We start from the raw sequence: 24142 nt of genomic DNA, 5'->3' as shown, positions 1-24142 counted from the left end.
GGGCCGCCCCGATGGGGCCGGCGCGCCCGCGAGGGGGCTCAGCGGCAGTCGTCGAGCCAGTCCGCCACCACCCGGGCGATGCGGCGTTTCCACCGCACCCACCTGTTGGGGGTCTCCCGGCGCACGAAGCTGCGGTGGTACCAGGCGGTGTCCACCAACTGGGGGGCTTCGCGGGCGATCAGGTCCAGGCTGGCCTGGCGCAGGATCTGCCGCTCCTCCCAGGCGGTGCGGCCGTTGCGGTACACCTTCCCCCCGCTGGTCACCGGGCGGCGATGGCTGGCCATCACCGCGTCCAGCAACGCGGTGCGCGTCTGGCCGCGCAGCTGCTGGAGCGTCGGGATCATGAAGCGGTCCAGCCCCCAGGACGAGATGTTGTCCTGGTAATGCGCGCGCGCGGCCATGAACAGATCGCCGCGGTAGAACGGCATCATCACCTCGACCCAATCCACCTCGCGGTAGATGCGGTGCGGCTGATGCCGCATCCAGTGATGGGAGTAGGGGCTGTCGTGGCTCAGCGAGGGCGAGAACACGTCCAGCCGCTCGCACCGGCCCAGGTGCAGCGCGGTGTTGATCTGCGCGACCGAGAGCAGGATGTCATCGTCGATGATGCCCACGTACTCGGGCCAGGGGCCATTCCCGACATTGGGTTCGACGTCGGCGATGGTGGCGGCCAGATGGTCGGCGAGGTGCTTGAAGATCTCCCCCTTGCACTCGGTCGCCGCGGCGAGCACGGTGACCGCCTGCCCGCGCAACTCACGCGGGCCCGGCGCCTGGCGGCCGGTGTAGTCGAACAGGACCCAGTCGAACTCGGGTGTGGCGTCCAGGTGCATCAGGCCCAGCGGCAGGCTGACGCCATCCCAGGACACCAGCACGAGGGGACGCCGGACCGCGTCGCGCGGCCGGTCTTCGGAATACAAGCTCATCCGTCTTCAGGCCTGCGGCGGTTCCAGCAGGTCCTGCGCCGTCTTCAGCGCGGCGGCGACGATCTGGTCCATGTTGTAGTAGCGATACTGCGCCAGGCGGCCGACGAAGGTGACGCCCTCGGCCTTGTCCGCCATCTCGGCGTAGCGCTTGTAGAGCGCCTCGTTCTCGGGCCGCGGCACCGGGTAGTACGGGTCGCCTTCGGCCTGCGGGTACTCGCGCACGATCGACGTGCCGGCATGCGTCTCGCCGGTCAGATGCTTGAACTCCGTGATCCGGGTGTAATCGTGGTCGTTGGGATAGTTGACCGTGCCCACCGGCTGCACCTGCGCGGTGGTGGGCAGGTGCTCATGGTCGAAGCGCAGGCTGCGGTAGGGCAGCGGGCCGTGGCAGTGATCGAAAAATGCATCGATCGGGCCGGTGTAGACGATGTGCGCGCCGGGGAAGTCGCCGCGAACATCCTGGAAGTCCACGCCGGTGCGGACCGTGATGGCCGGATGATCCAGCAGGCGCTCGAACATCGCGGTGTAACCATCCGCCGGCATGAACTGGAAGGTGTCGCCGAAGTAGCGGTCGTCGTCGTTGCTGCGCGTCGGGATGCGCGCCGCCACGCCGGCCGAGAGCTGCGAGAGGTCCAGCCCCCACTGCTTCTTCGTGTAGCCCCGGAAGAACTTGTCGCACAGGTCGCGGCCGACACTGTTCAGCACCACGTCCTCGCTGGTCTGGATCGGGTCGCGCGGCTCGCGCACCGTCTCCAGGTAGCCCTGCACCTCGTCCTCGGTCAGCGACAGGCCGTAGAGCTGGTTGATCGTCGTGCGGTTGATCGGGATCGGCAGCAGCTGCTCGCCGACCTTCGCCAGCACCCGGTGCTCGTAGAAGCGCCAGGTGGTGAAACGGGACAGGAACTCGAAGACCTTCTTCGCGTTCGTGTGAAAAATGTGCGGACCGTACGGGTGGATCAGCACGCCGTGGGCATCGCGTTCGTCGTAGGCATTGCCGCCAATGTGCGGCCGCTTGTCGATCAGGTGGACGGTCTTGCCAGCATCGGCCAGTACGCGCGCGCAAACCGAACCGGCGAAGCCGGCGCCGACGATGAGGTAATCAGTCTTCATGGTTCGGCCTCGCGGCCGTCTCCTGCTTCTGGATATGCGCGGATTGTGGCCGCGTCGGACGGTGCGGGAACTCGGAACAACCCAGTTTTGGGGCGGGATTCTCGCTCTCCTCCGCAGCGCTCGGAATTCACTCTGGACCGAGGACTGCCCCGCCCGGCGGCGTGGCGGGGCAACGCTGGACCGAGGACTGCCCCGCCCGGCGGCGGAGCCGGTGCCCCTTTCCGCTCAATCTCCTCCGCACGCTCGGAATTCGCTCCAAGGGGCACCGGCTCCGCCGCCGGGCTACAGCACAAGCCGTTCCCGCCATGCAGCCGTCTGCCACGGCCTCTTCACATCGCCGCCTTGGAGCGTGGGCGGGATCGGCGGGTCGGTAACCGAACGTGCGCCGATACACTGCCGCGATGCTCCCTTCCTCCCCGAGCACGACGGCAACGCCCTCACGCCGCCGCGTGCTGCACTTCGTCACCGGCGGCTTCTCGGGCGCCACGCAGGTGGCCGTCGACCTGTGCCTGGCGCAGCTGCACAGCGAGCGCATCGAACCCATCCTCGTGCTGCGTCGCAAGCAGCGCACCGAGAACCCCACCAAGCTCGACCGCATCCAGGCCCTGCGCGACCAGGGGCTGCCCGTCTACCTCGTGCCGGGCTGGGCCCATCTGGTCACCGTCTGGGCCCTGCGTCGCCTGTGCGAACGCCTGCGGCCCGACGTCGTGGTGGCGCACGGTTTCCCCGAACACCTGCTCGGCCGCCGTGCCGGGCGTCTGGCCGGCGTGCCAGCCCTGGTGCAGGTCGAGCACAACTCGCGCGAGCGCTACACCCCCTGCCGACGCGCGCAGGCGCGCCGTCTCAGCGCCGTGAGCGCGCGCCTGGTCGGGGTGTCGGAAGGCGTGCGTCGACGCCTGGTTGAACTGGGCATGCCGGAAGAGAAGACCGTCGCCATCCCGAACGGCATCCGCCTCGAGCGCTTCGCCGCCGCGGACGCCCATCCGGCCAGCGGTCGCGAACCCGGCATCGTGATGTCGGCCCGCTTCGCCCGTCAGAAGGATCCGCAGACGCTGATCCGCGCGCTCGCCGTGCTGCGCGAGCGCGGCCTGCAGCCGGTGCTGCAGCTCGCCGGCGGCGGCAAGGCCTCCTATCGACGCGCCACCGAGCGGCTGACCCGCCGACTGGGCCTGGACGGACAGGTGCGCTTCCTTGGCCATCACGGCGATGTCCCGGGCCTGCTGATGAGCCAGCGGATCTTCGTGCTGTCGACCCACTGGGAGGGCATGCCGCTGGCGCTGCTGGAAGCGATGGCGGCGGGGTGCGCCTGCGTGGCCTCCCTGGTGCCCGGCGTGGAAGGCGTGCTGGAGGACGGACGCACCGGGCTGCTGGTGCCCGAGGCGGACCCGGTCGCGCTTGCCGACGCGCTGGAACGCCTGCTGCGGGACCCGGAACTGGCCGGCCGCCTGGGCGCTGCCGTGCGGGCGCGCGCCATCGAGGAGCACGGGGTCGACCTGATGATGCGTCGCTACGAGGCGCTGCTGCTGTCGCTGTGAGGCGTGCCGCGAGGCCTGCCGGCGACGCGGCGCCCGGTGCGGCGGTTCAGGTCGCCGCAGCGGTGCGCGGGCCTTCGGCGCGGCGCAGCCAGTAGCGCAGGCGCAGCGCGCGGACGAACCAGCCGCGCCGCTTGTAGGCCCGGTCGAGTTCGCGCAGCGCGATCGGCGACGCTTCCTCGAAGGCCTGCCGGAACATGGCGACCGCGCTGGTGCAGCCCTCGGGCAGCGCCTTGTCCGCCATGCGCGAGGCGCCAATGAAGTTGCGCGCGGCAAAGTGGGCCCACGCGAACAGGGCGTCGTCGTCGAGCCCCTTGCCGACCGCCGCGTCGCGCAGGTTGGCGAGCGCGTGGGCCAGGTGCTCGGCCTTGGTGAGGTTGGGGGTGGCCAGGATCGAGCCCTGGCGCTGGCGGTAGGCCACCCAGACCGCGGGCTCGTACCACGCGGTGTCGGCCAGCAGCGCCAGGAAGGGCGTGGTGGCCATGTCCTCGAAGTAGCGGCCGACCGGGAATCGCAGCTGCTCGCCCCAGAGGCTGCGCCGCGCGATCTTGGACCAGCTGTGCATCTGGCCGGCCTCGAAGAGCCCCCGCAGCAGCCGCGACGGGTCGCGCAGCAGCTGGCGCTCCGGGCCGAAGAAGGTGCGCCGGTGCATCTCGCCCCGCAGCTTGTGCTTGAGCTTGACGCGCTCGCGCAGCATGAAGAAGTCGCACAGCACCAGCGCCGGCGCGTGCTCCCGGACCACCGCGCGCAGGCGCGGGATGGCGCCGGGCATCAGGTAGTCGTCGGAGTCCAGGAACCAGACGTAGTCCCCGCGCGCCGCCTGCAGCGTCGTGTTGCGCGCGCCGGAGAGCCCCTGGTTCTGCGCGTGGAACAGCCCCCGCACGCGCACCGGTCCGGACGCGTGCGTCGCCACCAGTTCGCGCACCAGGGCGTCAGAGCCGTCGGTGGAGCAGTCGTCCACCATCAGCACCTCGACGCCGTCGTCGGCCTGGGCCAGCACCGAGTCCAGGCACTCGCGCAGGTAGTCCTTGACGTTGTGGACGGGAATCAGCACCGACAGCCACGGCGCGTTGGTGCCGGCGTCCTCGTTGACACCCGGGGACGACAGGTCCGATGGGCTGCTCATCGGCGCCTCACTCATGCCAGTGATCGGCGATCCACGCCGCGGGTTTCGGGCGACGCCAGTTGCCGTTGCTGCGGCCGGCCAGCGCGTCGGGCGGATTCATGACGCCGTGGAAGATCAGGATCCGCGCGCCGTCCGGGATGAACGGCGCCCGGAAGTAGTTCATCGGCCAGCGCGGGATGCTGTGGTACTTGAAGCTCGCGCACCATCGCGCGTCCCAGTAGCTCAGCAGGCCCTTCTTGTGCATCTCGTCCGAGAGGTAGGCCTGTTCGTTGCGGAACTTCGCGCGGATCGCTTCGAAGTCGCGACGGAAGGTCGCCAGCACATCCGGATGGGCGCCCAGGGTGAAGCGGTAGACCGACGAGTTGCCGGTGATGCGCCAGGGGCGCTTCCAGTCGTGAATGATCAGGAACTCGCCGGGCACCTCGAAGAAGGGCGTGATGTCGTCGACGATCACCACGTCCAGGTCGAGGAAGAGGGCGGTGCCGCTCAGGCCGTACTGGGCGACCAGGTCGTCGCTGAAGGTGGTCAGCTTGGTCCACCCGCGTTCCGGACTGCCGGGCGGCAGGTCCAGCGGCGGGATGGGCCGGCACTCGACCTCCGGCCGGATGCCGTCGGTGCGATCGGTCAGGCAGACGAAGCGGAAGTCGCCGCGCAGGTGCCGGCGCACCATCGCGTACAGGCGGTTGACGTACTCGGGACCGTACTTGGTGCCCCACTTCATGCAGAGGATGACGCGGTCGCCGCCCGGGGCCGCGGCAGGCGGCGGGGTGGTCGCGGGGGAGCTCATCGGTGTGGTCATCGGGCTCAGAGCTCTTCGACGTGACGGGGCGGGTAGCTGTCCCAGCTGAGGCAGCCGGGGCATTGCCAGAAATAGTGCTGCGACTCGAAGCCGCACGCGGCGCAGCGGTAGCGCTGCAGCGGCCGCACCGCGCGCTGCAGCGCGGTGCCGACGAGCTGGGCCTCGTCGTCGTCCAGCGGCTGCTGGCGCGCTTGGCTCTGCTGCAGCAATTGCGTCGCGGCGGACAGCGCCGGCTCAACCCGCAGGTGCTCGGCCAGGCGACGGCGCTGCGCCTCGGGCGCCGGTTCGAGCAGCGCGATCGCCTGCAGCAGCGCCATGCTCGGATGGCGGCGGTACTGGGCCTCGATCAGCGCCAGCGCCTGCGCGGCGGTGCCGGTGGATTGCGCCGCCTGGGCGTAGTCGCGCGCGACCAGGTTGAAGGCGTCGGGATTGGCTCTCAGCAGCTCGGCGTACAGGGCCATCGCGCCGGTCTGGTCGCCCTGGCGCGCGAGCATCTGGCCCAGCAGCACGTAGGCGCGGGCCGACTGCGGCGCGCGGGCGCGGGCCTGGTCCAGCCAGCGGCGGGCCTCCGTCACGTCCTGGCGGGCCTGCGCCTCCAGGGCCAGCTCGCACCAGTAGTTGGCGATGCGGCTGGCGAAGCTGCCGGTGCCCGCGGCCTCGAGCTGCTCGGAGACCTCCGCCGCCTTGGCCCATTCGCGCGAGCGCTCGTACAGCGACAGCAGCGCCAGCGCCGCCTCGTGGTCGAAGGCGGTGCCCTTGAGCGCCTCGTAGGCGGTCTCGGCGCGGTCGAACAGGCCGGCCTTGAAGAAGTCCTGGGCCAGCGCGTACTGCGCGCGGTCACGTTCGGACTTGGGCAGGTCGCCGCGCGAGAGCAGGTGCTGGTGCACCCGCACGGCGCGTTCGTATTCGCCGCGGCGCCGGAACAGGTTGCCCAGCGCGAAGTGCAGCTCGGAGGTGTCGGGATCGGCCTGCACCGCCTCGATGAAGGCGTCGATGGCCTTGTCCTGCTGCTCGTTGAGCAGGAGGTTCAGTCCCTTGAAGTAGGCGCGCGGGGCGTCGCGCTGTTCACGCTTCCACTGGCGCGAGTCCAGCTTGGAGGCGAGCCAGCCCAGGCCGAAGACCAGGGGGACGCCGATCAGCAGCCAGCTCAGATCAAATTCCATCGGGGATCTTGGGGTCGTTGGCGGAGGCGGTCGCCGCCGAAGGCGGCAGGTCGTCCGCCGGAGGGAGCGAGCGCGCGGCGGCGCGCTTGTGGCGCCACCAGGCCGGGATCATCGCCAGCACACCGAAGGTGCAGCCCAGCCCGAAGGTCAGCAGCACCACGATCACCAGCGGAGCACGCCATGCCTGGCCGAAGAACCAGTGCACGACGATCTCCTGGCTGTTGTTCAGCGCGAAGGCGAACAGGCAGAAGAACAGGAAGGCGCGGAAGAGCCAGACCAGGATTCGCATGGGGGGCGATTCTAGGCGCGTGCGAGCACCGCCAAGCCCAGTGCATGACGTTCGGCAGGGCGAGTCCCCCGTCAGGGGCGGGACACCCTCCAACGGGCGAAAAAAAAGCGCCGCGATGCGCGGCGCTCCTGCCTTGGGGCGAGGGGCTCAGGCGGCCTGCTGGTCCTCGTCGGCGACGGGCAGCTGCGCGTCGACGGCTTCGCGCAGGGCCTTGCCCGGCTTGAAGTGCGGCACCAGCTTCTCGGGGATCAGCACCTGCTCGCCGCTGCGCGGGTTGCGGCCCATGCGCGGCGGGCGGCGGTTGATCGAGAAGCTGCCGAAACCGCGGATCTCAATGCGGTGGCCGCGGGCCAGCGCGTCGGACATCGCGTCCAGGATGGTCTTGACCGCGAACTCGGTGTCTCGCTGCGTGAGCTGGCCGAAGCGCTCGGACAAGTGGGCCACCAGGTCGGATCGGGTCATGGTCGTCAGCATCTGAAGAAAAAACAGGCTCGCTGCGGAGCGAGCCTGTCGAAGCGCTTGAGCGTCGGTTGGGCGTGTCTGCGGCGGTCAGGCTAACTCAGCCCGCCGCCGACCAGAACAAGGGATTCTCTTGAGCCCCGGACACCACGCTGCGCGTGGCGCCCAGGTCCCGCGAGGGATCAGCCGTTGTTCTGGTTGTCCAGCTTGGCGCGCAGCAGGGCGCCCAGGCTCGTCGTGCCGGCGTTCTCACGCTCGTTCGACTGCGACAGGCGCTGCATGGCTTGCTGTTCGTCGGCGTTGTCCTTGGCCTTGATCGACAGCTGGATGCTGCGCGACTTGCGGTCGACGTTGATGATCACGGCCGAGACTTCGTCGCCTTCCTTCAGCACGTTGCGGGCATCTTCCACGCGGTCGCGGGCGATTTCCGAAGCGCGCAGGTAGCCGGTGACGTCCTCGCCCAGATCGATCTCGGCGCCACGCGCGTCGACGGTCTTGACCTTGCCGGTCACGGTCATGCCGCGGTCGTTCACCGACACGAAGGTCGAGAACGGGTCGCCGTCCAGCTGCTTGATGCCCAGCGAGATGCGCTCGCGCTCGACGTCCACGGCCAGCACGATGGCTTCGACTTCCTGGCCCTTCTTGTAGTTGCGGACGGCGGTTTCACCCGGCTCGTTCCACGACAGGTCGGACAGGTGCACCAGGCCGTCGATGCCCTGGGCCAGGCCCACGAACACGCCGAAGTCGGTGATCGACTTGATCGGGCCCTTGACGCGGTCGCCACGCTTGACGTTCTCGGCGAACTCTTCCCACGGGTTGGCGCGGCACTGCTTCATGCCCAGCGAGATGCGACGCTTGTCTTCGTCGATCTCCAGGACCATGACTTCCACTTCGTCGCCCAGCGAGACGACCTTGGAAGGAGCCACGTTCTTGTTGGTCCAGTCCATTTCGGAGACGTGCACCAAGCCTTCGATGCCCGGCTCGATCTCGACGAACGCGCCGTAGTCGGCGATGTTGGTGACCTTGCCGAACAGGCGGGTGTTGGCCGGGTAGCGGCGCGACACGCCGAACCACGGGTCGTCGCCCAGCTGCTTCAGGCCCAGCGAGACGCGGTTCTTCTCGGCGTCGAACTTCAGGACCTTGGCCGTCAGTTCCTGGCCGACCGTCACCACTTCGCTCGGGTGACGGACACGGCGCCAGGCCATGTCGGTGATGTGCAGCAGGCCGTCGATGCCGCCCAGGTCGACGAACGCACCGTATTCGGTGATGTTCTTGACCACGCCGTTGACGATGGCGCCTTCGGTCAGCGTCTCCAGCAGCTTGGCGCGCTCTTCACCCATCGAAGCCTCGACCACCGCGCGACGCGACAGCACAACGTTGTTGCGCTTGCGGTCCAGCTTGATGACCTTGAATTCCATGGTCTTGCCCTCGAACGGGCTCATGTCCTTCACCGGGCGGGTGTCCAGCAGCGAACCGGGCAGGAAGGCGCGGATGCCGTTGACCAGGACGGTCAGGCCGCCCTTGACCTTGCCGGAGACGGTGCCGGTCACGAAATCGCCCGATTCCAGGGCGGTTTCCAGCGACAGCCACGAGGCCAGGCGCTTGGCCTTGTCGCGCGACAGGATGGTGTCGCCGTAGCCGTTTTCGATCGCGTCGATGGCGACCGAGATGAAATCACCGACTTGGACTTCGACTTCGCCCTGGTCGTTCTTGAATTCGTCGACGGGCACGTAGGCTTCGGACTTCAGGCCGGCGTTGACGACCACGAAGTTGTGCTCGATGCGGACGACTTCAGCCGAGATGACCTCGCCGGCGCGCATGTTCGACTTCTGCAGCGATTCCTCGAAGAGGGCGGCGAAAGATTCCATTTGGGACATGTGAGATTTCCTTGCCAGGCACAGAGCGTCCGGCGGCTTGATGCGTCAAGCGGCCTGATCCGAGAGGTGCGAAGGCTTGTGTTGCAAGCGGACTTGCGGGTTAGGTTGTCGAATACGTCACCCCCAGTGGACTGGCGTCCGGAGGGAGGGGTGACGCTCCTGTTTGCGTGTCGACCTGAAAACGCCTCAGGCCTTGAACGGACCGCGTTCCTGCCACCAGCTCAACACCAGATCACGGGATTCCCCGATGGTCTGCTGCGAGTTGTCCAGCTCGATCGCGTCCGCGGCGGCCTGCAGCGGAGACGCGCTGCGACCCTTGTCGCGAGCGTCCCGCGCTTCCAGATCAGCGCGCAAGCTGTCGATATTAGCCGGAATTCCCTTGGAAATCAATTGCTTGTGACGCCGCTCGGCTCGCGTCGCGGCACTGGCGGTCAGGAAGACCTTGAGCGCCGCATCGGGGAAGATCGCCGTGCCCATGTCGCGCCCGTCGGCCACCAGACCGGGCAGGCGGCGGAAATTCAGCTGCAGCTGATGCAGCGCGCGACGCACCGCCGGATGGGCGCCGACCTGCGAGGCCATCAGCCCGGTCGCTTCCTGGCGCAGCTCGGCCGAGACGTCTTCTTCGTCCAGCAGCACCCGGCCCGATTCGAACTTCAAGTCCAGCGTCGGCACCAGCGCCGCGACCGCCTCGCCATCGGCCAGGTCGACATGGTGGCGCGAGGCGGCCAGCCCGGTCACCCGGTACAGCGCGCCGGAATCCAGCACGTCGTAGCCCAGCGCCTGCGCGACCTCGTCGGTCAAGGTGCCCTTGCCCGAGGCGGTGGGGCCGTCGATCGTGATGACGGGAATGTCCTCCACGTTGGCGCGGACGACGCCGAACAGCGTCTCGAAGTAGTCGGGGAAGGTCTTGGCGACGCATTGCGGATCCAGGATGCGCACCGGCACGGCGGGCCCCTGGCGGTCGTCCTGCAGGCCGTTGAAGGCCGCCAGCGAGAAGCACATCGCGACTCGATGGTCGTCGTAGGTGTGGATGGCCGCCGGCTTCCAGGCCTTGAGCGGATGCACGCGCAGCCAGTCCGGGCCTTCTTCGACCCGCGCGCCGAGCTTGCGCAGCTCGGTCGCCATCGCGGCGATGCGGTCGGTCTCCTTCACGCGCCAGGAGGCGATGTTGCGCAGCGTCGTCGGGCCGTCGGCGTACAGCGCCATCACGGCCAGCGTCATCGCGGCGTCCGGGATGTGGTTGCAGTCCAGGTCCAGCGCCTTGAGCGGCCAGGCGCCGCGGCGCACCTCCAGCCAGTTGGGGCCGATGTCGACCTGGGCGCCCATCGCCTGCGCGGCCTCGACGAAACGGACGTCGCCCTGCACCGAGCTCGAGCCCACGCCCTCGATGCGCACCGGCGCGTCGGTGGCGGCGATCGCGCCGAGCGCGACGAAGTAGGACGCCGACGACGCATCGCCCTCGACGTGCACCTCGCCGGGCGAGCGGTAGCGGCTGCCGGCGGGAATCACGAAACGCTGCCAGTCGTCGTCGCGCTGGACCTGGACGCCGAAGCGCGCCAGCAACTCCAGCGTGATGTGGACGTAGGGCTTGGAGATCAGCTCGCCGGTGACCTCGATGACGAGGTCCCGCTGCGCGACCAGGGGCAGGGCGAGCAGCAGGGCGGTGAGGAACTGGCTGGAGACGTCGCCGCGCACGCGCACCGGCGCGTCCAGCGTCAGCGCCGCCGGCCCGTTGAGCCGCAGCGGCGGATAACCCTCCTGGCCGAGGCAGTCAATCGGGCAGCCCAGCGCGCGCAGCGCGTCGACCAGGTCGCCGATCGGGCGCTCATGCATGCGGGGCACGCCGGAGAGTTCGAACTGGCCGCCCTGCGTGGCCGCCAGCAGCGCGAGCGCGGCGGTCAGGGGGCGCATCGCCGTGCCGGCGTTGCCCAGGAAGAGCTTGGCCTGCCGGGTAGTCAACCGGCCGCCGATGCCGGTCACCGACAGCACGCCGTCCGCGCCGGTCTCGAGCTGGCAGCCCAACTCGCGCAGCGCGGCCAGCATGACCTTGGTGTCGTCCGAGGCCAGCAGGTCGTGCACCCGGGTCACGCCCTCGGACAGGCCGGCCAGCAGCAGCACCCGGTTGGAGATGCTCTTGGAGCCGGGCAGGGACACGGTGCCCGCGGCGCCGCGCAGCGGGGGCAGGTCCAGGAAGGGAATCTTGTACATGGCGCGGTGGGCGCGCGGCGCGCCGCGCACACGGAAGGGAGGGTTACTTGGACTTCGACGGCGGCGCGGCCGGGGCACCGAGCTGCCATTGCGCGCGGCCTTCGGAGGCCTGCCGGATCATCGTCTCGAGCGCGTGCGCGTCACCCTGGCGGATCGCCTGCTCCATCTGGTCCAGCACCTCGCGGAAGCGCTGCGACTGCGTCAGCAGGTCCTGCCGGTTGGCCATCAGGATGTCGCGCCAGACCGTCGGATCGCTGGCGGCGATCCGGGTGAAGTCGCGGAAGCCGGAACCGGCCAAGCTCAGGAAGTCGCGGCCCGAGGGCTGTCTGGCGACCGAGCTGAAGTAGGCGTAGGCCAGCAGGTGCGGCAGGTGACTGACCGCGGCGAAGGCTTCGTCATGGTGGTGCGGCGCCATCTTGAGCACCTGCGACCCCAGCGCCGACCAGACGTCGGTCGCCTTCTGCACCATCTCCGGCCGGGTCTGCTCCAGCGGCGTCAGGATGACCTGGCGGCCCTGGTAGAGCGCGGCATCGGCATGCTGCACGCCGGCGGTTTCCTTGCCGGCGATCGGATGCGCGGGCACGAAGCTCGGGAACTGCTTGCCGAGCGCGCGCTTGGCCGCGTCGACGACATCGCTCTTGGTCGAGCCCACGTCCATCAGCAGCACGTCGGCCCGCACCAGGTGGCGGATGGCCTTGAGCGTGGATTCGGTCGCGGCGACCGGCACCGCCACCAGCACGATGTCCGAACCGGACACGGCCAGCAGCGCCGATTCGGCGGCGATGTCGATCACGCCCATGCGACGGGCGGTGTCGGTCGTCGACGGGCTCTTGCTGTAGCCCACCACCCGGCGCACCAGGCCGGCTTTCTTCATGGCCAGCGCGAACGAGCCGCCCATCAGGCCGCAACCGATCACGCCGAGTTGGTTGTACATCGCAAGGAACCTCTTTCGCTCAAGACTTCAGCGTCAGGACTTCAGCGGGTAGGCGCCGATGACCTTGTAGAACGCGCACAGCTCCCGCAGCTCCGCCAGCGCCGAGGCGACGTGCGGCTGCGACGGGTGGCCATCCAGGTCGATGTAGAAGTAGTACTCCCACTGACCGGTGCGGGCCGGGCGCGACTCCAGGCGGGTCATGGACACGCCGTGCTTCTTCAACGGCACCAGCAGATCATGCATCGCGCCCGGGCGGTTCGCCACGGAGACGATGAGGCTGGTGCAGTCGCGCCCCGTGGCCGGGGGGGTGGCCATGGTCTGCGGCAGGCAGATCACGGCGAAACGGGTGCGGTTGTAGGCCTCGTCCTGCACCGCGTGCGCGGTGATGTGCAGGCCGAACAGCGTCGCCGCGCGCTCGCTGGCGATCGCGGCGTAGGCCGGGTTCTCGGCCGCCAGCCGCGCGCCTTCGGCGTTGCTGGACACGGCGCGGCGCTCGGCGTTCGGCAGGTGCTTGGACAGCCAGTTCTGGCACTGCGCGAGCGCCTGGGGGTGCGCCAGCACCGCCTCGACGCCTTCCAGCGAGTTCTCCTTGCGCAGCAGGTTGTGGCGGATCAGCAGGCTGACCTCGCCGACCACATGCGTGGGCGTGTGCAGGAACAGGTCGAGCGAGCGCGTCACCACGCCCTCGGTCATGTTTTCGACGCCGACCACGCCGTACTGCGCGCTGCCGGAGGCGGTCGCGTGGAAGACCTCGTCGAAGCTGTTGCAGTAGATCAGGTCGGCGGCGCCACCGAAGTATTCGATCGCGGCCTGCTCGCAGAAGGTGCCGAAGGGGCCCAGCACGGCCACCCGCTGCGGCGACTCGAGCGCGAGGCAGGCGGACATGATCTCGCGCCAGATGGCGGCGACGTGTTCGCCCTTGAGCGGGCCCTGGTTGGCCGCCTTGATCTTGGCGATGACCTGGGCGACGCGGTCGGGGCGGAAGAAGGGCGTGCCGTCGCGCCGCTTGATCTCGCCGACCTGCTCGGCGACATGGGCGCGCTGGTTCAGCAGCGTCAGCAGTTGCGAGTCGAGCGCGTCGATCTGGTCGCGCAGCGCGAGCAGCTCGGGGTCGGCCACCGGGGCCGGCGGCATCGGGGCGTCGCCGGGCGCCTCGGGCAGGGGGGTGTTCGGCGTGTCAGCCATGTCGGGTTTCGAAGTCTTTCAGGTAGCTCACCAGGGCCTGGACGCCCTCCAGCGGCATCGCGTTGTAGATCGATGCCCGCATGCCGCCCACCGACTTGTGGCCTTTGAGTTGCAGCAGCCCCCGCTCCTTGGCGCCAGCCAGGAAGGCGTCGTTCAGACGCTCGTCGCGGAGGAAGAACGGGACGTTCATCCGCGAGCGGCACGACGCCGCCACGCGGTTTTCATACAGGGAGGAGCCGTCCAGCGCCGCGTAGAGCAGGGCGGCCTTGTCGATGTTGCGCTGCTCGATCGCGGCCAGGCCGGTCTTGCCGCCGTACGCGAAGCGCTTGAGCCACTGGAACACCAGGCCGGCGACGTAGATGCCGAAGGTCGGCGGCGTGTTGTACATCGACTGCGCCTCGGCCACGATCTTGTAGTCGAAGGCGGAGGGGCAGATCGGCAGCGCGTGGCCCAGCAGGTCGTCGCGGACGATCACCAGCGTCAGGCCGGCCGGACCGATGTTCTTCTGCGCGCCGGCGAAGGCGAGGCCGACCTTGGACCAGTCCACCGGGCGCGACGCCACATGGGAGGAGAAGTCGATCGCCAGCGGCGCGTCATGGCCCAGTGCCTGGAGGTCGGGCAGGGCCTGGAATTCGATGCCGTCGATGGTCTCGTTGGTGCAGACGTGCACGTACGAGGCGTCCCGGCGCAGCTGCCAGGTCGAGGGCGCGGGAATGTCGAGGTAGCGGCCGTCGGCGCCGGGAAGCTCGGCGGCATTGGCGGCATTGGCGGCGATGCGGACGTCGGCATAGCGCCTGGCTTCGGCGGCGCTCTTCTTCGACCAGGAGCCGGTGACGACGACGTCGACCGCGCCGCCGCGCGACAGGTTCAGCGGCAGGATCGCGTTCTCGCCGAGCCCGCCCCCCTGCATGAACAGGATGCGGAAATGCTCGGGCACCTGCAGCAGCTCGCGCAGGTCGGCCTCGGCGGCTTCGTAGATCGAGATGAACTCGCGGCCGCGATGGCTCATCTCCATCACGCTCATGCCGGAGCTGTGCCAGTCCAGCATCTCCTCGGCCACCTGGCTCAGGACCTCGGGGGGGAGGGCGGCGGGACCGGCGGAGAAGTTGAAGGGGCGGACGGCTGGCATGGGGAGGGCGCGGTGAGAACGGGACGACAGCCGGGGCGCCGACGCCGGTCGACCGGATCGATGCGGCGGGGCGCCCCGGGCGGAGCGATGCCGGCCTGGGCCGGCACCGGGCCGCGGTGGCGGACTTACTTCTTCGGCGTCGGCGCGGGCTTGGCGGCCGGCTTCGGGGCCGAGGCGGCCGGCGCCGGACCCGCTTCCAGGCCGAGCTGCTTGGCGACGTTCTGCTGCAGCGCGGTGAACTTCTCGTCCAACTGCTTGCCGTTGTCGTCGATCAGCTTCTTCGTGTAGAGGCTCTGCAGCTCCTGCGAGGACTCGGCGAACTTCTTGCTCACCGGCGATTCCAGCCAGGCCAGCAGCTGCTTGAGCTCGTCCTCGGTGAACTTCTCGTCCAGCGCCACGCCCATGGTCGACGGGGCCAGCTTCATGCCCTTGTCGACCAGCGGCTTGGCGTTGTCTTCCAGGAACTTGCGCAGGTCGGCATCGATCTGCTTGGCGGTGGCTTCGCGCTTGGCTTCGGGCACGTTGCGCAGGGCCGGCGCGGCCTTGGCGGCCAGTTCATTGACCGGACGGCTCAGCACGCCCATGGTCAGGGCCTCGATCGCGGGCTGCTGGATCTTCAGGATCTTCGCGATGACGTCCTTCTTGGACTGCGGGCTGTCAGCCTTCTGCGCGAAGACGACGGGGCTCGCCAGCAGCGAGGCGGCGATGGCGCCGGCTTGGATGGACTTCAGCAACAAGGTCATTCCTTCACGTCGGGGGTGGAGTCGCCCGCGGCGCTCGTGGCGTCGCCGGCATCGGAACCGGCGCCGCCCGCGGCGTCGTCGGTCGATTCTGTCGTCTCGTTCGCATCGTTCTCGACGATGCGCTGCAGGCCCGAGAGCTTGGCGCCCTCGTCCAGCGAAATCAGCGTCACGCCCTGCGTGGCGCGACCCAGTTCGCGGATCTCGGCCACCCGCGTGCGTACCAGCACGCCGGTGTCGGTGATCAGCATGATCTCATCCTCGGGGCGGACCAGCGTCGCCGCGACGACCTTGCCGTTGCGCTCGCTCTGCTGGATCGCGATCATGCCCTTCGTGCCGCGGCCGTGGCGCGTGTATTCCACGATGCTGGTGCGCTTGCCGTAGCCGTTCTCGGTGGCGGTCAGCACGCTCTGCGTCTCGTCCTCGGCCACCAGCATCGCGATCAGGCGCTGGTCGGGTTCGAGCATCATGCCGCGCACGCCGCGGGCCTGGCGGCCCATCGGGCGGACGTCGTCCTCGTCGAAGCGCACCGCCTTGCCGCCGTCGGAGAACAGCATGACGTCATGCTGGCCGTCGGTCAGCGCGGCGCCGATCAGGTAGTCGCCCTCGTCCAGGTCGACGGCGATGATGCCGGCCTTGCGCGGGTTGCTGAAGTCCTTCAGCGAGGTCTTCTTGACGGTGCCCAGCGCGGTGGCGAAGAAGATGAAGTGGTCTTCCGGGAACGAGCGGAATTCGCCTGTCAGCGGCAGCACGACGTTGATCTTCTCTTCGGGCTGCAGCGGGAACATGTTGACGATCGGCTTGCCGCGCGCGTTGCGCGAGCCCTGCGGCACTTCCCAGACCTTCAGCCAGTACACGCGACCGCGGTTGCTGAAGCACAGCATCCAGTCATGCGTATTGGCGATGAAAAGCTGGTCGATCCAGTCGTCGTCCTTGGTGGCCGTGGCCTGCTTGCCGCGGCCGCCGCGGCGCTGGGCGCGGTACTCGCTCAGCGCCTGGCTCTTGATGTAGCCGGTGTGGGACAGCGTCACGACCATGTCGGTCGGCGTGATCAGGTCCTCGGTGCCGAGTTCCTGGGCGTTGTGCTCGATCACGCTGCGGCGAGCGCCCAGCTTGGTCTGGCCGAACTCCTGGCGCACCGACGCCAGTTCGTCGCCGATGATCGTCGTCACGCGCGCGGGCGTGGCGAGGATGTCCAGCAGGTCGGCGATCTGCGCCATCACGTCGCGGTATTCGCCGACGATCTTGTCCTGCTCCAGTCCGGTCAGGCGCTGCAGGCGCATCTGCAGGATCTCGCCGGCCTGGTCGTCGGACAGCTTGTAGAGCCCGTCCTCCTGCATGCCGTATTGCGCCGGCAGGCCTTCGGGGCGGTAGGCGTTGCGGCCGCCGGCGGTCTCGCCCTCGGCGCGCGACAGCATCTCCCGCACCAGCGAGGAATCCCAGGCGCGCGCCATCAGCTCGGCCTTGGCCACCGGCGGGGTCGGGCTGCGCTTGATGATCTCGATGAAGTCGTCGATGTTGGCCAGCGCCACCGCCAGGCCTTCCAGCACATGGCCGCGCTCGCGCGCCTTGCGCAGTTCGAACACGGTGCGGCGGGTGACGACCTCGCGGCGGTGCTCCAGGAAGACCGTGATCAGGTCCTTCAGGTTGCACAGCTTGGGCTGGCCGTCGACCAGCGCCACCATGTTCATGCCGAAGCTGTCCTGCAGCTGGGTCTGCTTGTACAGGTTGTTCAGGACGACTTCCGGGACCTCGCCGCGCTTGAGCTCGATCACCACGCGCATCCCGGACTTGTCGGATTCGTCCTGGATGTGGCTGATGCCCTCGATCTTCTTTTCCTGGACCAGCTCGGCGATGCGCTCGAGCAGGGTCTTCTTGTTCACCTGATAGGGGATCTCGTCGACGATGATCGCCTGGCGCTGGCCGCGATCGATGTCCTCGAAATGGACCTTGGCGCGCATCACGACCTTGCCGCGGCCGGTGCGGTAGCCCTCGCGCACGCCCGACAGGCCGTAGATGATCCCGGAGGTGGGGAAGTCCGGCGCGGGGATGATCTCCATCAGCTCGTCGATCGAGCAGTCAGGATTCTTCAGCGCGTGCAGGCAGGCGTCGACGACCTCGTTGAGGTTGTGCGGCGGGATATTCGTGGCCATGCCGACCGCGATACCGGCCGCGCCGTTGATCAGCAGATTCGGAAGGCGCGCCGGCAAAACCAGCGGTTCCTTTTCGCTGCCGTCGTAGTTCGGGCCATAGTCGACGGTTTCCTTGTCGATATCGGCCAGCATTTCGTGGGCGATTTTCGACAAGCGGATTTCGGTGTATCGCATGGCCGCGGCGTTGTCGCCGTCGACCGAGCCGAAATTCCCCTGGCCGTCCACCAGCATGTGGCGCAGCGAGAAGTCCTGCGCCATCCGGACGATGGTGTCGTACACGGCGCTGTCGCCGTGCGGGTGGTATTTACCGATGACGTCGCCGACGATACGGGCCGACTTCTTGTAGGGCCGGTTCCAGTCATTGTTCAGTTCGTGCATCGCGAAGAGCACGCGCCGATGCACCGGCTTGAGGCCGTCGCGGGCGTCGGGCAGCGCACGGCCGACGATCACGCTCATCGCGTAATCCAAGTAGGAGCGGCGCATCTCCTCTTCGAGGCTGATCGGCAGGGTTTCCTTGGCGAACTGGGTCATGCGCTGGGGGCCGCGCGCACGCGTGCGCAGCCTCTGGAGAGATCGGAAGTCGGTGATTCTAATTGCGCGCGCTTGTCGTGCTTGCGCAACACGTTCATGAACAGTTGCAGCGCGTGCCGCGAGAATGGAGGCGTCCTGTTGCCCTATGGCACAATCGGTTCGTCCCTAGGAGAAACCCTTGGTCAGGGAACTCCTGAGGTTTTAGTTCCGACATTGGACGTTTCGCAGGGCAACTGCGGCTTTCCTTGAGAGGAGAATCATGAAGAAACTGAACCGCGTGGCAGCGCTCTTTGCTGTCGCCGCTGTGGCCACCTCGGGCGTCATGGCCCAAACCGTGGACAACTGGCGCGCAACGGATGGCACCGTTTGGAAGAACGGCACCAACGAGCTGTGCTGGCGCGATGCATTCTGGACCCCGGCCACGGCCGCCAAGGACTGCGACGGCGCCCTGAAGCCGGTGGCTGCTCCTGTGGCCGCTCCGGCCGCTCCGGCTCCCGCCCCGGCGGTGACCCCGGCCCCGGCGCCCAAGCCGGTGGTGGCTCCGACCAGCGAAAAGGTCACCTACGCCGCTGACGCCTTCTTCGACTTCGACAAGTCGGTCCTGAAGCCGGAAGCCAAGGCCAAGCTGGATGACCTGGTCTCGAAGACCGGCGGCATCAACCTGGAAGTGATCATCGCCGTCGGCCATACCGACAGCGTCGGCACGGACGCCTACAACCAGAAGCTGTCGGTTCGCCGCGCTGAAGCCGTGAAGGCTTATCTGGTGTCGAAGGGTCTGGAAAAGAACCGCGTCTACACCGAAGGCAAGGGCAAGAAGCAGCCCATCGCCGACAACAAGACCGCGGAAGGCCGCGCCAAGAACCGCCGCGTCGAAATCGAAGTGGTCGGTACCCGCGCCGTCAAGTAAACGGTACGGTGGCGACTTCGGTCGCCATCCCGCAAACCCCGCCAGCCATCAGGCTCGCGGGGTTTTTTCATTGATGCGTCATTGGCGCGGCGCGCGCGGAGTCGAGCCTCCCGCCGGTGGGCTCGGCTACCATTGCGCCCCATGGCGAATGTCGATGCAAAAGAGCTCGAGAAGTTCAGCGAGCTGGCCCACCGCTGGTGGGATACCGAAAGTGAATTCAAGCCGCTTCACCAGATCAATCCCTTGCGATTGAACTGGATCGACGGCCTCTGCGGCTTGCAAGGCAAGACGACGCTGGACGTCGGTTGCGGCGGCGGCATCCTGGCCGATGCGATGGCGCGCAAGGGAGCGAACGTGCTGGGCATCGACCTGGCGACGAAATCGCTGCGTGTGGCCGAATTGCATGCGATGGAGGCAGGTACCGAGAACGTCGCCTACCAAGAGATCGCGGTTGAGAATCTGGCGCGGGAGCGCCCCGCCTCCTTCGATGTGGTGACCTGCATGGAGATGCTTGAGCATGTGCCGGACCCTGCGTCGGTGGTCACCGCGCTGGGTCAACTCGTGAGGCCCGGCGGGTGGGTGTTCCTGTCGACGCTGAATCGCAACGCCAAGTCCTTTCTCTTCGCGATCGTCGGCGCGGAGTACGTCCTGCGCATGCTGCCCGCCGGAACCCACGAATACGCGCGCTTCATCCGCCCGTCGGAGCTGGCGCAGATGTGTCGAGACGCCGGCTTGGAAGTGCAAGGCGCGAAGGGCCTGACCTTCAACCCGCTCACCCAGCGCTATGCCTTGAACGCGGATACCGACGTCAACTACCTGCTGGCTTGCCGCCGTCCCGCATGATCGCGGCGATGCTGAATTCGCCTCCCGGCGTGGCCACGCGCGCTGCGATCAGAACCGTGCTGTTCGATCTGGATGGCACGCTGGTGGACAGCGCCCCCGATCTGGCCGGCGCGACCAACGAAATGCTCATCGCGCGCGGCCTGCCCGAAGTGCCGTTCGAGCGCCTGCGTCCGATGGTGGGCGCGGGCGCGCGCGGAATGATGGGCGTGGCCTTTGGCGTGTCGCCGAAGGAGATGACGTTCCCAGCGCTCCGCGACGAGTTCTTCGACCGCTACGAGCGTCGCCTGCTTCGCGCGACACGCCCGTTCGACGGTGTCGCTGCGATGCTGCAGGCGCTGTCCGACGACGGCTTGAGCTGGGGCATCGTGACCAACAAGTCGGAGCGCTTCGCGCTGCCGTTGGCGCGGGGGCTCGGTTGGTCCGAACGCGCGGCGGCGGTGGTTGGAGGCGACACGACGCCGCACAGCAAGCCGCACCCGGAGCCGCTCCTGGAGGCGGCCCGTCGGGCCGGCGTCGCGCCGGGTGAGTGCGTGTATGTCGGCGATGACGCGCGCGACGTGCTGGCGGGACGAGCGGCTGGCATGCCGACGATCGCCGTGCGCTGGGGCTATCTGGGGGATGGTGAGCCGATCGAGGCCTGGGGTGCGGACGTGGTTCTCGACACCCCATCGCAGCTCGTCGAGTGGCTGAGAGCCGCGCGCTGAGCCTGTGGCTCAAGCGTTCAGGGCCGCTGCGAATCGAACTTCAGAAAGATTACCGCCGCCCGGGGCTTGAAGTCCGCGCGACTGGCATAATCTGCGACTTCTCTCTCTCTGGGGCCGACCTGGTTTCGACGTGGGTACGGATTCGGAGTAGGGCATGCCGAGGGCCAGGCACCTCGTAAATCCATCTGGAAAAAACCAACTGCGAACGATAACACGTACGCTCTCGCGGCTTAAACCCCGCGGACCTCTCACCGGTTGGCCGATGGGCCGGGTGAAGGGACGCAAGTCCTGACACAGAGAGGTTATTCACATTGGCTGGCTGTCATTCGTGCACCTTGGATGACGGCGAGATTTAGGGTGCTGGCTGATCCCGCAGCGTGCTCCTGCGCGACGGGGTTGGCGAGAACCAAATCAGAGAGCTAAGCATGTAGAACTGCCCGATGAAGGCTTGCGGACGCGGGTTCAATTCCCGCCGGCTCCACCATATTCGAGTGTCATGACCGCTCATGACCTCCCAAGCGCCTAAGTGAACCAAGCACTTAGGCGCTTTTTGTTTTTGGGCTCGGTGCCCGAATTCCTGCATGGCGTCGCGCACCCTGGCCCCATCCGTCGCGGCCGACGGACAGTTCCTGGATTTTTCGCGACCTGCTCGCGCAGGGGTGTACCGGACCGCGCGGCGGTTGACGATACTTCCGCGCGTCGCGCCTCGAGGGAGCTGCCGCACGGTGCGGCGGAGCGAGGCCACAGTGCGTCCACCATGCTTGCATCCGTCATTGACCATCGCCGCCGTGGCGCTTCGCCGCTGCGTTCCTCCGGGCCCTGGCACCTCGTGGCCATCGCCGTCGCCGCCGCGGCGCTGACGGCCTGCGGCGGCGGCTCGTCGGACGACGACCCCGCGCCCGAGGTCACGCCCCGGGCCGCGGTGACCCTGGTGCGCGTCGCTTCGGAGGCGGCAGGAAGCCACTGCGCCGCGGGCGGCACGCGCGTGGAGTCCGGCGCGGATGCCGACGGCAACGGCCAGCTCGCCGACGGCGAGGTGTCCAGCACGCAGTACGTCTGCAACGGTCTGAACGGCGGCGCGGGTGCCGAGGGCCGGTCGATGCTGGTTCGAGTCCGAGCCGAAGCCGTCGGCGCCAATTGCGCGCAAGGCGGCTCGGCGGTGACGGCGGGACTGGATGCCGACGGCAACGGCGCGCTGGATTCGGGTGAGGTCAGTAGCGTGGCCTATGTCTGCAATGGCGCGAACGGCTCCAACGGCTCAAACGGCACGCCAGGCTCCGCCGGCCCCACAGGACCCACAGGACCCACCGGACCCACGGGACCCACAGGACCCACAGGCGCCTCGGGCCTCGACGCCCTCGTCGCGGTCACCGCGGAGTCGGCCGGCGTGAATTGCGCCTACGGCGGCCAGCGCGTGCAATCCGGCCAGGACGCCAACCGCAACGGCGTGCTGGATGCCGGCGAGGTGACGTCCACGGCCTATGCCTGCAGTGCCGCGCCGGCGGACACGCGCTGGGTGAATGTGACGTCCGCGACCGCGCAGGCCGACTCGAACACCGGCTATCTCGCCAATTCGAGCGGGCCCGTGGTCCTCACACTGCCCGCTTCACCGGCCGTGGGCGACTGGATCAAGGTCACCGGAGTGGGCGCCGGCGGTTGGACGATCGCGCAGAACGCCGGCCAGCGGATCACGACGACCGGATTACCCGGCGGCAACACCGTGACCTGGACGGCCCAGGCACCGACCGGCACCTGGGTCGCCGTGGCGATGTCGGCTGACGGCGTACGCCAGGTCGCCGCGTCGGCATCCGGAGAGCTCTACACGTCCGAGGACGCCGGCGCGCACTGGACCGTGCGTCTCACCGGCCAGACGTGGTCCAGCGTGGCGATGTCCTCCGACGGACAGACGATCCTGGCGGCGGTCAATGGCGGAGCGCTCTACCTGTCGACGGACGGAGGGAACAACTGGTCCAACGACGGCAGCAGCAGGGCGTGGACCGCCGTCGCCAGTTCGGCCGACGGCACGCGCCTGGTGGCCACGGCCTACCTCGGACAGATCTGGACCTCGGCCGACAGCGGCGGCAGCTGGACGGCGCGCGACAGCAATCGCGCCTGGCGCACCGTGAGCTCATCGGCGGACGGCCGCGTGCAGGTCGCGGGCACCAACGGCTCGCAGCTGTATGTGTCGACGGACTACGGCGTCAGCTGGACCGCGCGGGCGTCCGCCCAGTTCTGGTGGGGGTCGGCGGCATCGGCCGATGGACGGCGCCTGTACGCCACGGTCGACACGGGCGCGATCTGGCGCTCCGATGATTTCGGCACCTCGTGGGAAGCCGTGACGATGAGCCGGGACTGGCGCGACATCGCCACTTCGGCGGATGGGCGTCATGTGGTGGCCGCCACGAATGGCGGCGCGCTCTACGAGTCGTCGGACGGTGGCCAGACCTGGCGGTCCACGGCCGATGCGGGCGCCTGGACGACGGTGGCCAGCAGCGCGAACGGCCTGACCCTGCTGGGCGGCAAGTCCGGCGCGGCGCTGTACGCCGGCACGCGGCGGACATCCACCACCTCGGGGGTGAGCGGCTCGCTGTCCGGGGGGCAGGGCGACACGCTGCAACTGCAGTACGTCGGCGGCGGCGTGTTCATGCCGATCAGCTATGTCCTGGCGAACCTGACGTTCACGCCGCAGTGACCTCGCTCGGATGAGCGGCCGAATCCCCCAGCAGGGGGCTTCGGGTCCTCGGGACGCCTGTCAGGCCGCCGGCACGCACGCCATCGCGATGCTGACCCACACGCCCACGCTGAAATACGGCGTCAACCACAGCGCATCGGCCTTCCAGGCCTCCCAGGAGCCGCTGGGCACGCGCCGATGCCAGGCATCGCGGGCGCCCGCGTCCAGGCGCAGGTAGACCTGCCCGCTGGCGCGCCCGTGCCGGTAGCGGCGCCAGTACATCGGCATGTCGACGGTCACGACATAAGCGACGAAGGACATCGCGCCCACGATGCCGGCGACCGACAGCGCCTGCACCCAGCCTCCGCTGCCGAGGGCGATCACGCCCAGCAGCACGGCCATCCAGGTGAAACCGCCGGCCCACAGCGCCGATTCCACGGCCTGCGTGATGTGGTTGAGCGTGAGCACGCTGTGCCAGCAGAAGGCCTGCGCCACCACCATGAACATCGGAACGGCCCAGGCGGCCGCCTGCACGGCCGGCAGGCCGGCATGGGCGGCCAGTTGATGGACGAACAGGCCCAACTGCAACGCGAAGCAGATCTCGGCCACCGTGGCCGCGGTGCGGCCCAGGAAGATGCTGGACAGGTGGCTGTCCACCACCACGAGCCGCTCCAGATCCACCCGCGGCAGCAAGGAGCGATAGGCACACACCAGCACGTAGACGCCGGACAGCCCCAGCTGCACTCGCCCATGAACGCCGGCGACCGGTCCAGCGAGCGCGACGGCGAGCCACAGGCCCAGGTTCAGCACGGCCAGCGCGCGCAGCGCCCGGCACCATGAGCGCACCTGCGTATCCATC

At 68.5% G+C, this 24142-nt stretch carries 20 protein-coding genes and 1 other RNA gene; 6 read left to right on the top strand and 15 right to left on the bottom strand.

What is annotated here, in order from left to right; all coding sequences use genetic code 11:
* Window positions 1–38: 38 nt before the first annotated feature.
* Both FHT37_RS09440 and glf read right to left on the bottom strand, forming a co-directional pair.
* On the bottom strand, window positions 39–923 hold the full coding sequence (locus tag FHT37_RS09440; protein ID WP_091733202.1) for a hypothetical protein: 885 nt from the start codon (window positions 921–923) through the stop codon (window positions 39–41).
* Between the two features lie 6 nt (window positions 924–929).
* Complete coding sequence (gene glf, locus FHT37_RS09435; RefSeq protein ID WP_409072695.1) at window positions 930–2033, bottom strand: UDP-galactopyranose mutase; 1104 nt, start codon at window positions 2031–2033, stop codon at window positions 930–932.
* A gap of 401 nt (window positions 2034–2434) precedes the next feature.
* Here glf and FHT37_RS09430 point away from each other — a divergent pair, with 401 nt between their 5' ends.
* On the top strand, window positions 2435–3568 hold the full coding sequence (locus tag FHT37_RS09430; protein ID WP_183480428.1) for a glycosyltransferase: 1134 nt from the start codon (window positions 2435–2437) through the stop codon (window positions 3566–3568).
* 46 nt (window positions 3569–3614) lie between these two features.
* Here the strand turns inward: FHT37_RS09430 and FHT37_RS09425 are convergent, their stop codons facing one another.
* From FHT37_RS09425 to gyrA, 12 genes are all read right to left on the bottom strand, one after another.
* Window positions 3615–4691, bottom strand: a complete 1077-nt coding sequence (locus FHT37_RS09425; RefSeq protein WP_183480426.1) for a glycosyltransferase family 2 protein — start codon at window positions 4689–4691, stop codon at window positions 3615–3617.
* 7 nt (window positions 4692–4698) lie between these two features.
* On the bottom strand, window positions 4699–5478 hold the full coding sequence (locus tag FHT37_RS09420) for a glycosyltransferase (RefSeq protein WP_183480424.1): 780 nt from the start codon (window positions 5476–5478) through the stop codon (window positions 4699–4701).
* A 17-nt stretch (window positions 5479–5495) separates the two neighbouring features.
* Complete coding sequence (lapB, locus tag FHT37_RS09415; RefSeq protein ID WP_091733217.1) at window positions 5496–6653, bottom strand: lipopolysaccharide assembly protein LapB; 1158 nt, start codon at window positions 6651–6653, stop codon at window positions 5496–5498.
* Window positions 6643–6942, bottom strand: coding sequence for a lipopolysaccharide assembly LapA domain-containing protein (locus FHT37_RS09410; RefSeq protein WP_183480422.1), 300 nt, complete (start codon window positions 6940–6942; stop codon window positions 6643–6645). Before FHT37_RS09410 ends, lapB begins: the two co-directional genes overlap by 11 nt.
* A 147-nt stretch (window positions 6943–7089) precedes the next feature.
* A complete protein-coding gene (locus FHT37_RS09405; RefSeq protein ID WP_147242418.1) occupies window positions 7090–7404 on the bottom strand; it encodes an integration host factor subunit beta in 315 nt (104 codons plus the stop codon).
* 179 nt (window positions 7405–7583) lie between these two features.
* The gene (gene rpsA, locus FHT37_RS09400) at window positions 7584–9269 is read right to left on the bottom strand and encodes a 30S ribosomal protein S1 (RefSeq protein ID WP_067063579.1); all 1686 of its coding nucleotides are present in this window, start codon (window positions 9267–9269) and stop codon (window positions 7584–7586) included.
* Between the two features lie 195 nt (window positions 9270–9464).
* Window positions 9465–11486: a bifunctional 3-phosphoshikimate 1-carboxyvinyltransferase/cytidylate kinase gene (locus FHT37_RS09395; RefSeq protein WP_183480420.1), complete on the bottom strand. Its 2022-nt coding sequence runs from the start codon at window positions 11484–11486 to the stop codon at window positions 9465–9467.
* 43 nt (window positions 11487–11529) lie between these two features.
* Complete coding sequence (locus FHT37_RS09390; RefSeq protein WP_183480418.1) at window positions 11530–12420, bottom strand: prephenate dehydrogenase/arogenate dehydrogenase family protein; 891 nt, start codon at window positions 12418–12420, stop codon at window positions 11530–11532.
* 33 nt (window positions 12421–12453) lie between these two features.
* Window positions 12454–13554 (bottom strand): prephenate dehydratase, encoded by a 1101-nt coding sequence (gene pheA, locus FHT37_RS09385; RefSeq protein WP_147242426.1) that lies wholly within the window; start codon window positions 13552–13554, stop codon window positions 12454–12456.
* A 43-nt stretch (window positions 13555–13597) separates the two neighbouring features.
* Window positions 13598–14734: a 3-phosphoserine/phosphohydroxythreonine transaminase gene (gene serC / locus FHT37_RS09380; RefSeq protein ID WP_183480416.1), complete on the bottom strand. Its 1137-nt coding sequence runs from the start codon at window positions 14732–14734 to the stop codon at window positions 13598–13600.
* 125 nt (window positions 14735–14859) lie between these two features.
* A complete protein-coding gene (locus FHT37_RS09375) occupies window positions 14860–15468 on the bottom strand; it encodes a DUF2059 domain-containing protein (protein ID WP_183492039.1) in 609 nt (202 codons plus the stop codon).
* A gap of 5 nt (window positions 15469–15473) precedes the next feature.
* The gene (gyrA, locus tag FHT37_RS09370; protein ID WP_091733230.1) at window positions 15474–18158 is read right to left on the bottom strand and encodes a DNA gyrase subunit A; all 2685 of its coding nucleotides are present in this window, start codon (window positions 18156–18158) and stop codon (window positions 15474–15476) included.
* 259 nt (window positions 18159–18417) lie between these two features.
* Here gyrA and ompA point away from each other — a divergent pair, with 259 nt between their 5' ends.
* The 5 genes from ompA to FHT37_RS25660 all read left to right on the top strand — a co-directional run bounded on the left by ompA (window position 18418) and on the right by FHT37_RS25660 (window position 23304).
* Window positions 18418–19065, top strand: a complete 648-nt coding sequence (gene ompA, locus FHT37_RS09365; protein ID WP_091733232.1) for an outer membrane protein OmpA — start codon at window positions 18418–18420, stop codon at window positions 19063–19065.
* Between the two features lie 141 nt (window positions 19066–19206).
* Window positions 19207–19908 (top strand): bifunctional 2-polyprenyl-6-hydroxyphenol methylase/3-demethylubiquinol 3-O-methyltransferase UbiG, encoded by a 702-nt coding sequence (ubiG, locus tag FHT37_RS09360; protein ID WP_183480414.1) that lies wholly within the window; start codon window positions 19207–19209, stop codon window positions 19906–19908.
* Entirely contained in the window at window positions 19905–20612 is a 708-nt protein-coding gene (gene gph, locus FHT37_RS09355; RefSeq protein ID WP_255488677.1) for a phosphoglycolate phosphatase, read from the top strand. The genes ubiG and gph overlap by 4 nt, the downstream gene beginning before the upstream one ends.
* Window positions 20613–20722: 110 nt before the next feature.
* Window positions 20723–21096, top strand: a transfer-messenger RNA (tmRNA) gene (gene ssrA, locus FHT37_RS09350).
* Window positions 21097–21369: 273 nt separating this feature from the next.
* Entirely contained in the window at window positions 21370–23304 is a 1935-nt protein-coding gene (locus tag FHT37_RS25660; protein ID WP_183480412.1) for a sialidase family protein, read from the top strand.
* Between the two features lie 60 nt (window positions 23305–23364).
* Here FHT37_RS25660 and FHT37_RS09340 read toward each other — a convergent pair whose 3' ends face one another.
* On the bottom strand, window positions 23365–24141 hold the full coding sequence (locus FHT37_RS09340; RefSeq protein ID WP_091733236.1) for a hypothetical protein: 777 nt from the start codon (window positions 24139–24141) through the stop codon (window positions 23365–23367).
* Window position 24142 lies beyond the last annotated feature (1 nt).

Origin of the sequence: Mitsuaria sp. BK037 (genome assembly GCF_014193045.1) — a bacterium.
In the GTDB taxonomy this organism is placed as follows: Bacteria; Pseudomonadota; Gammaproteobacteria; order Burkholderiales; family Burkholderiaceae_C; genus Roseateles.
The sequence above is the reverse complement of the archived record's forward strand: the minus strand, read 5'-3'. Positions and strand labels throughout refer to the sequence as shown.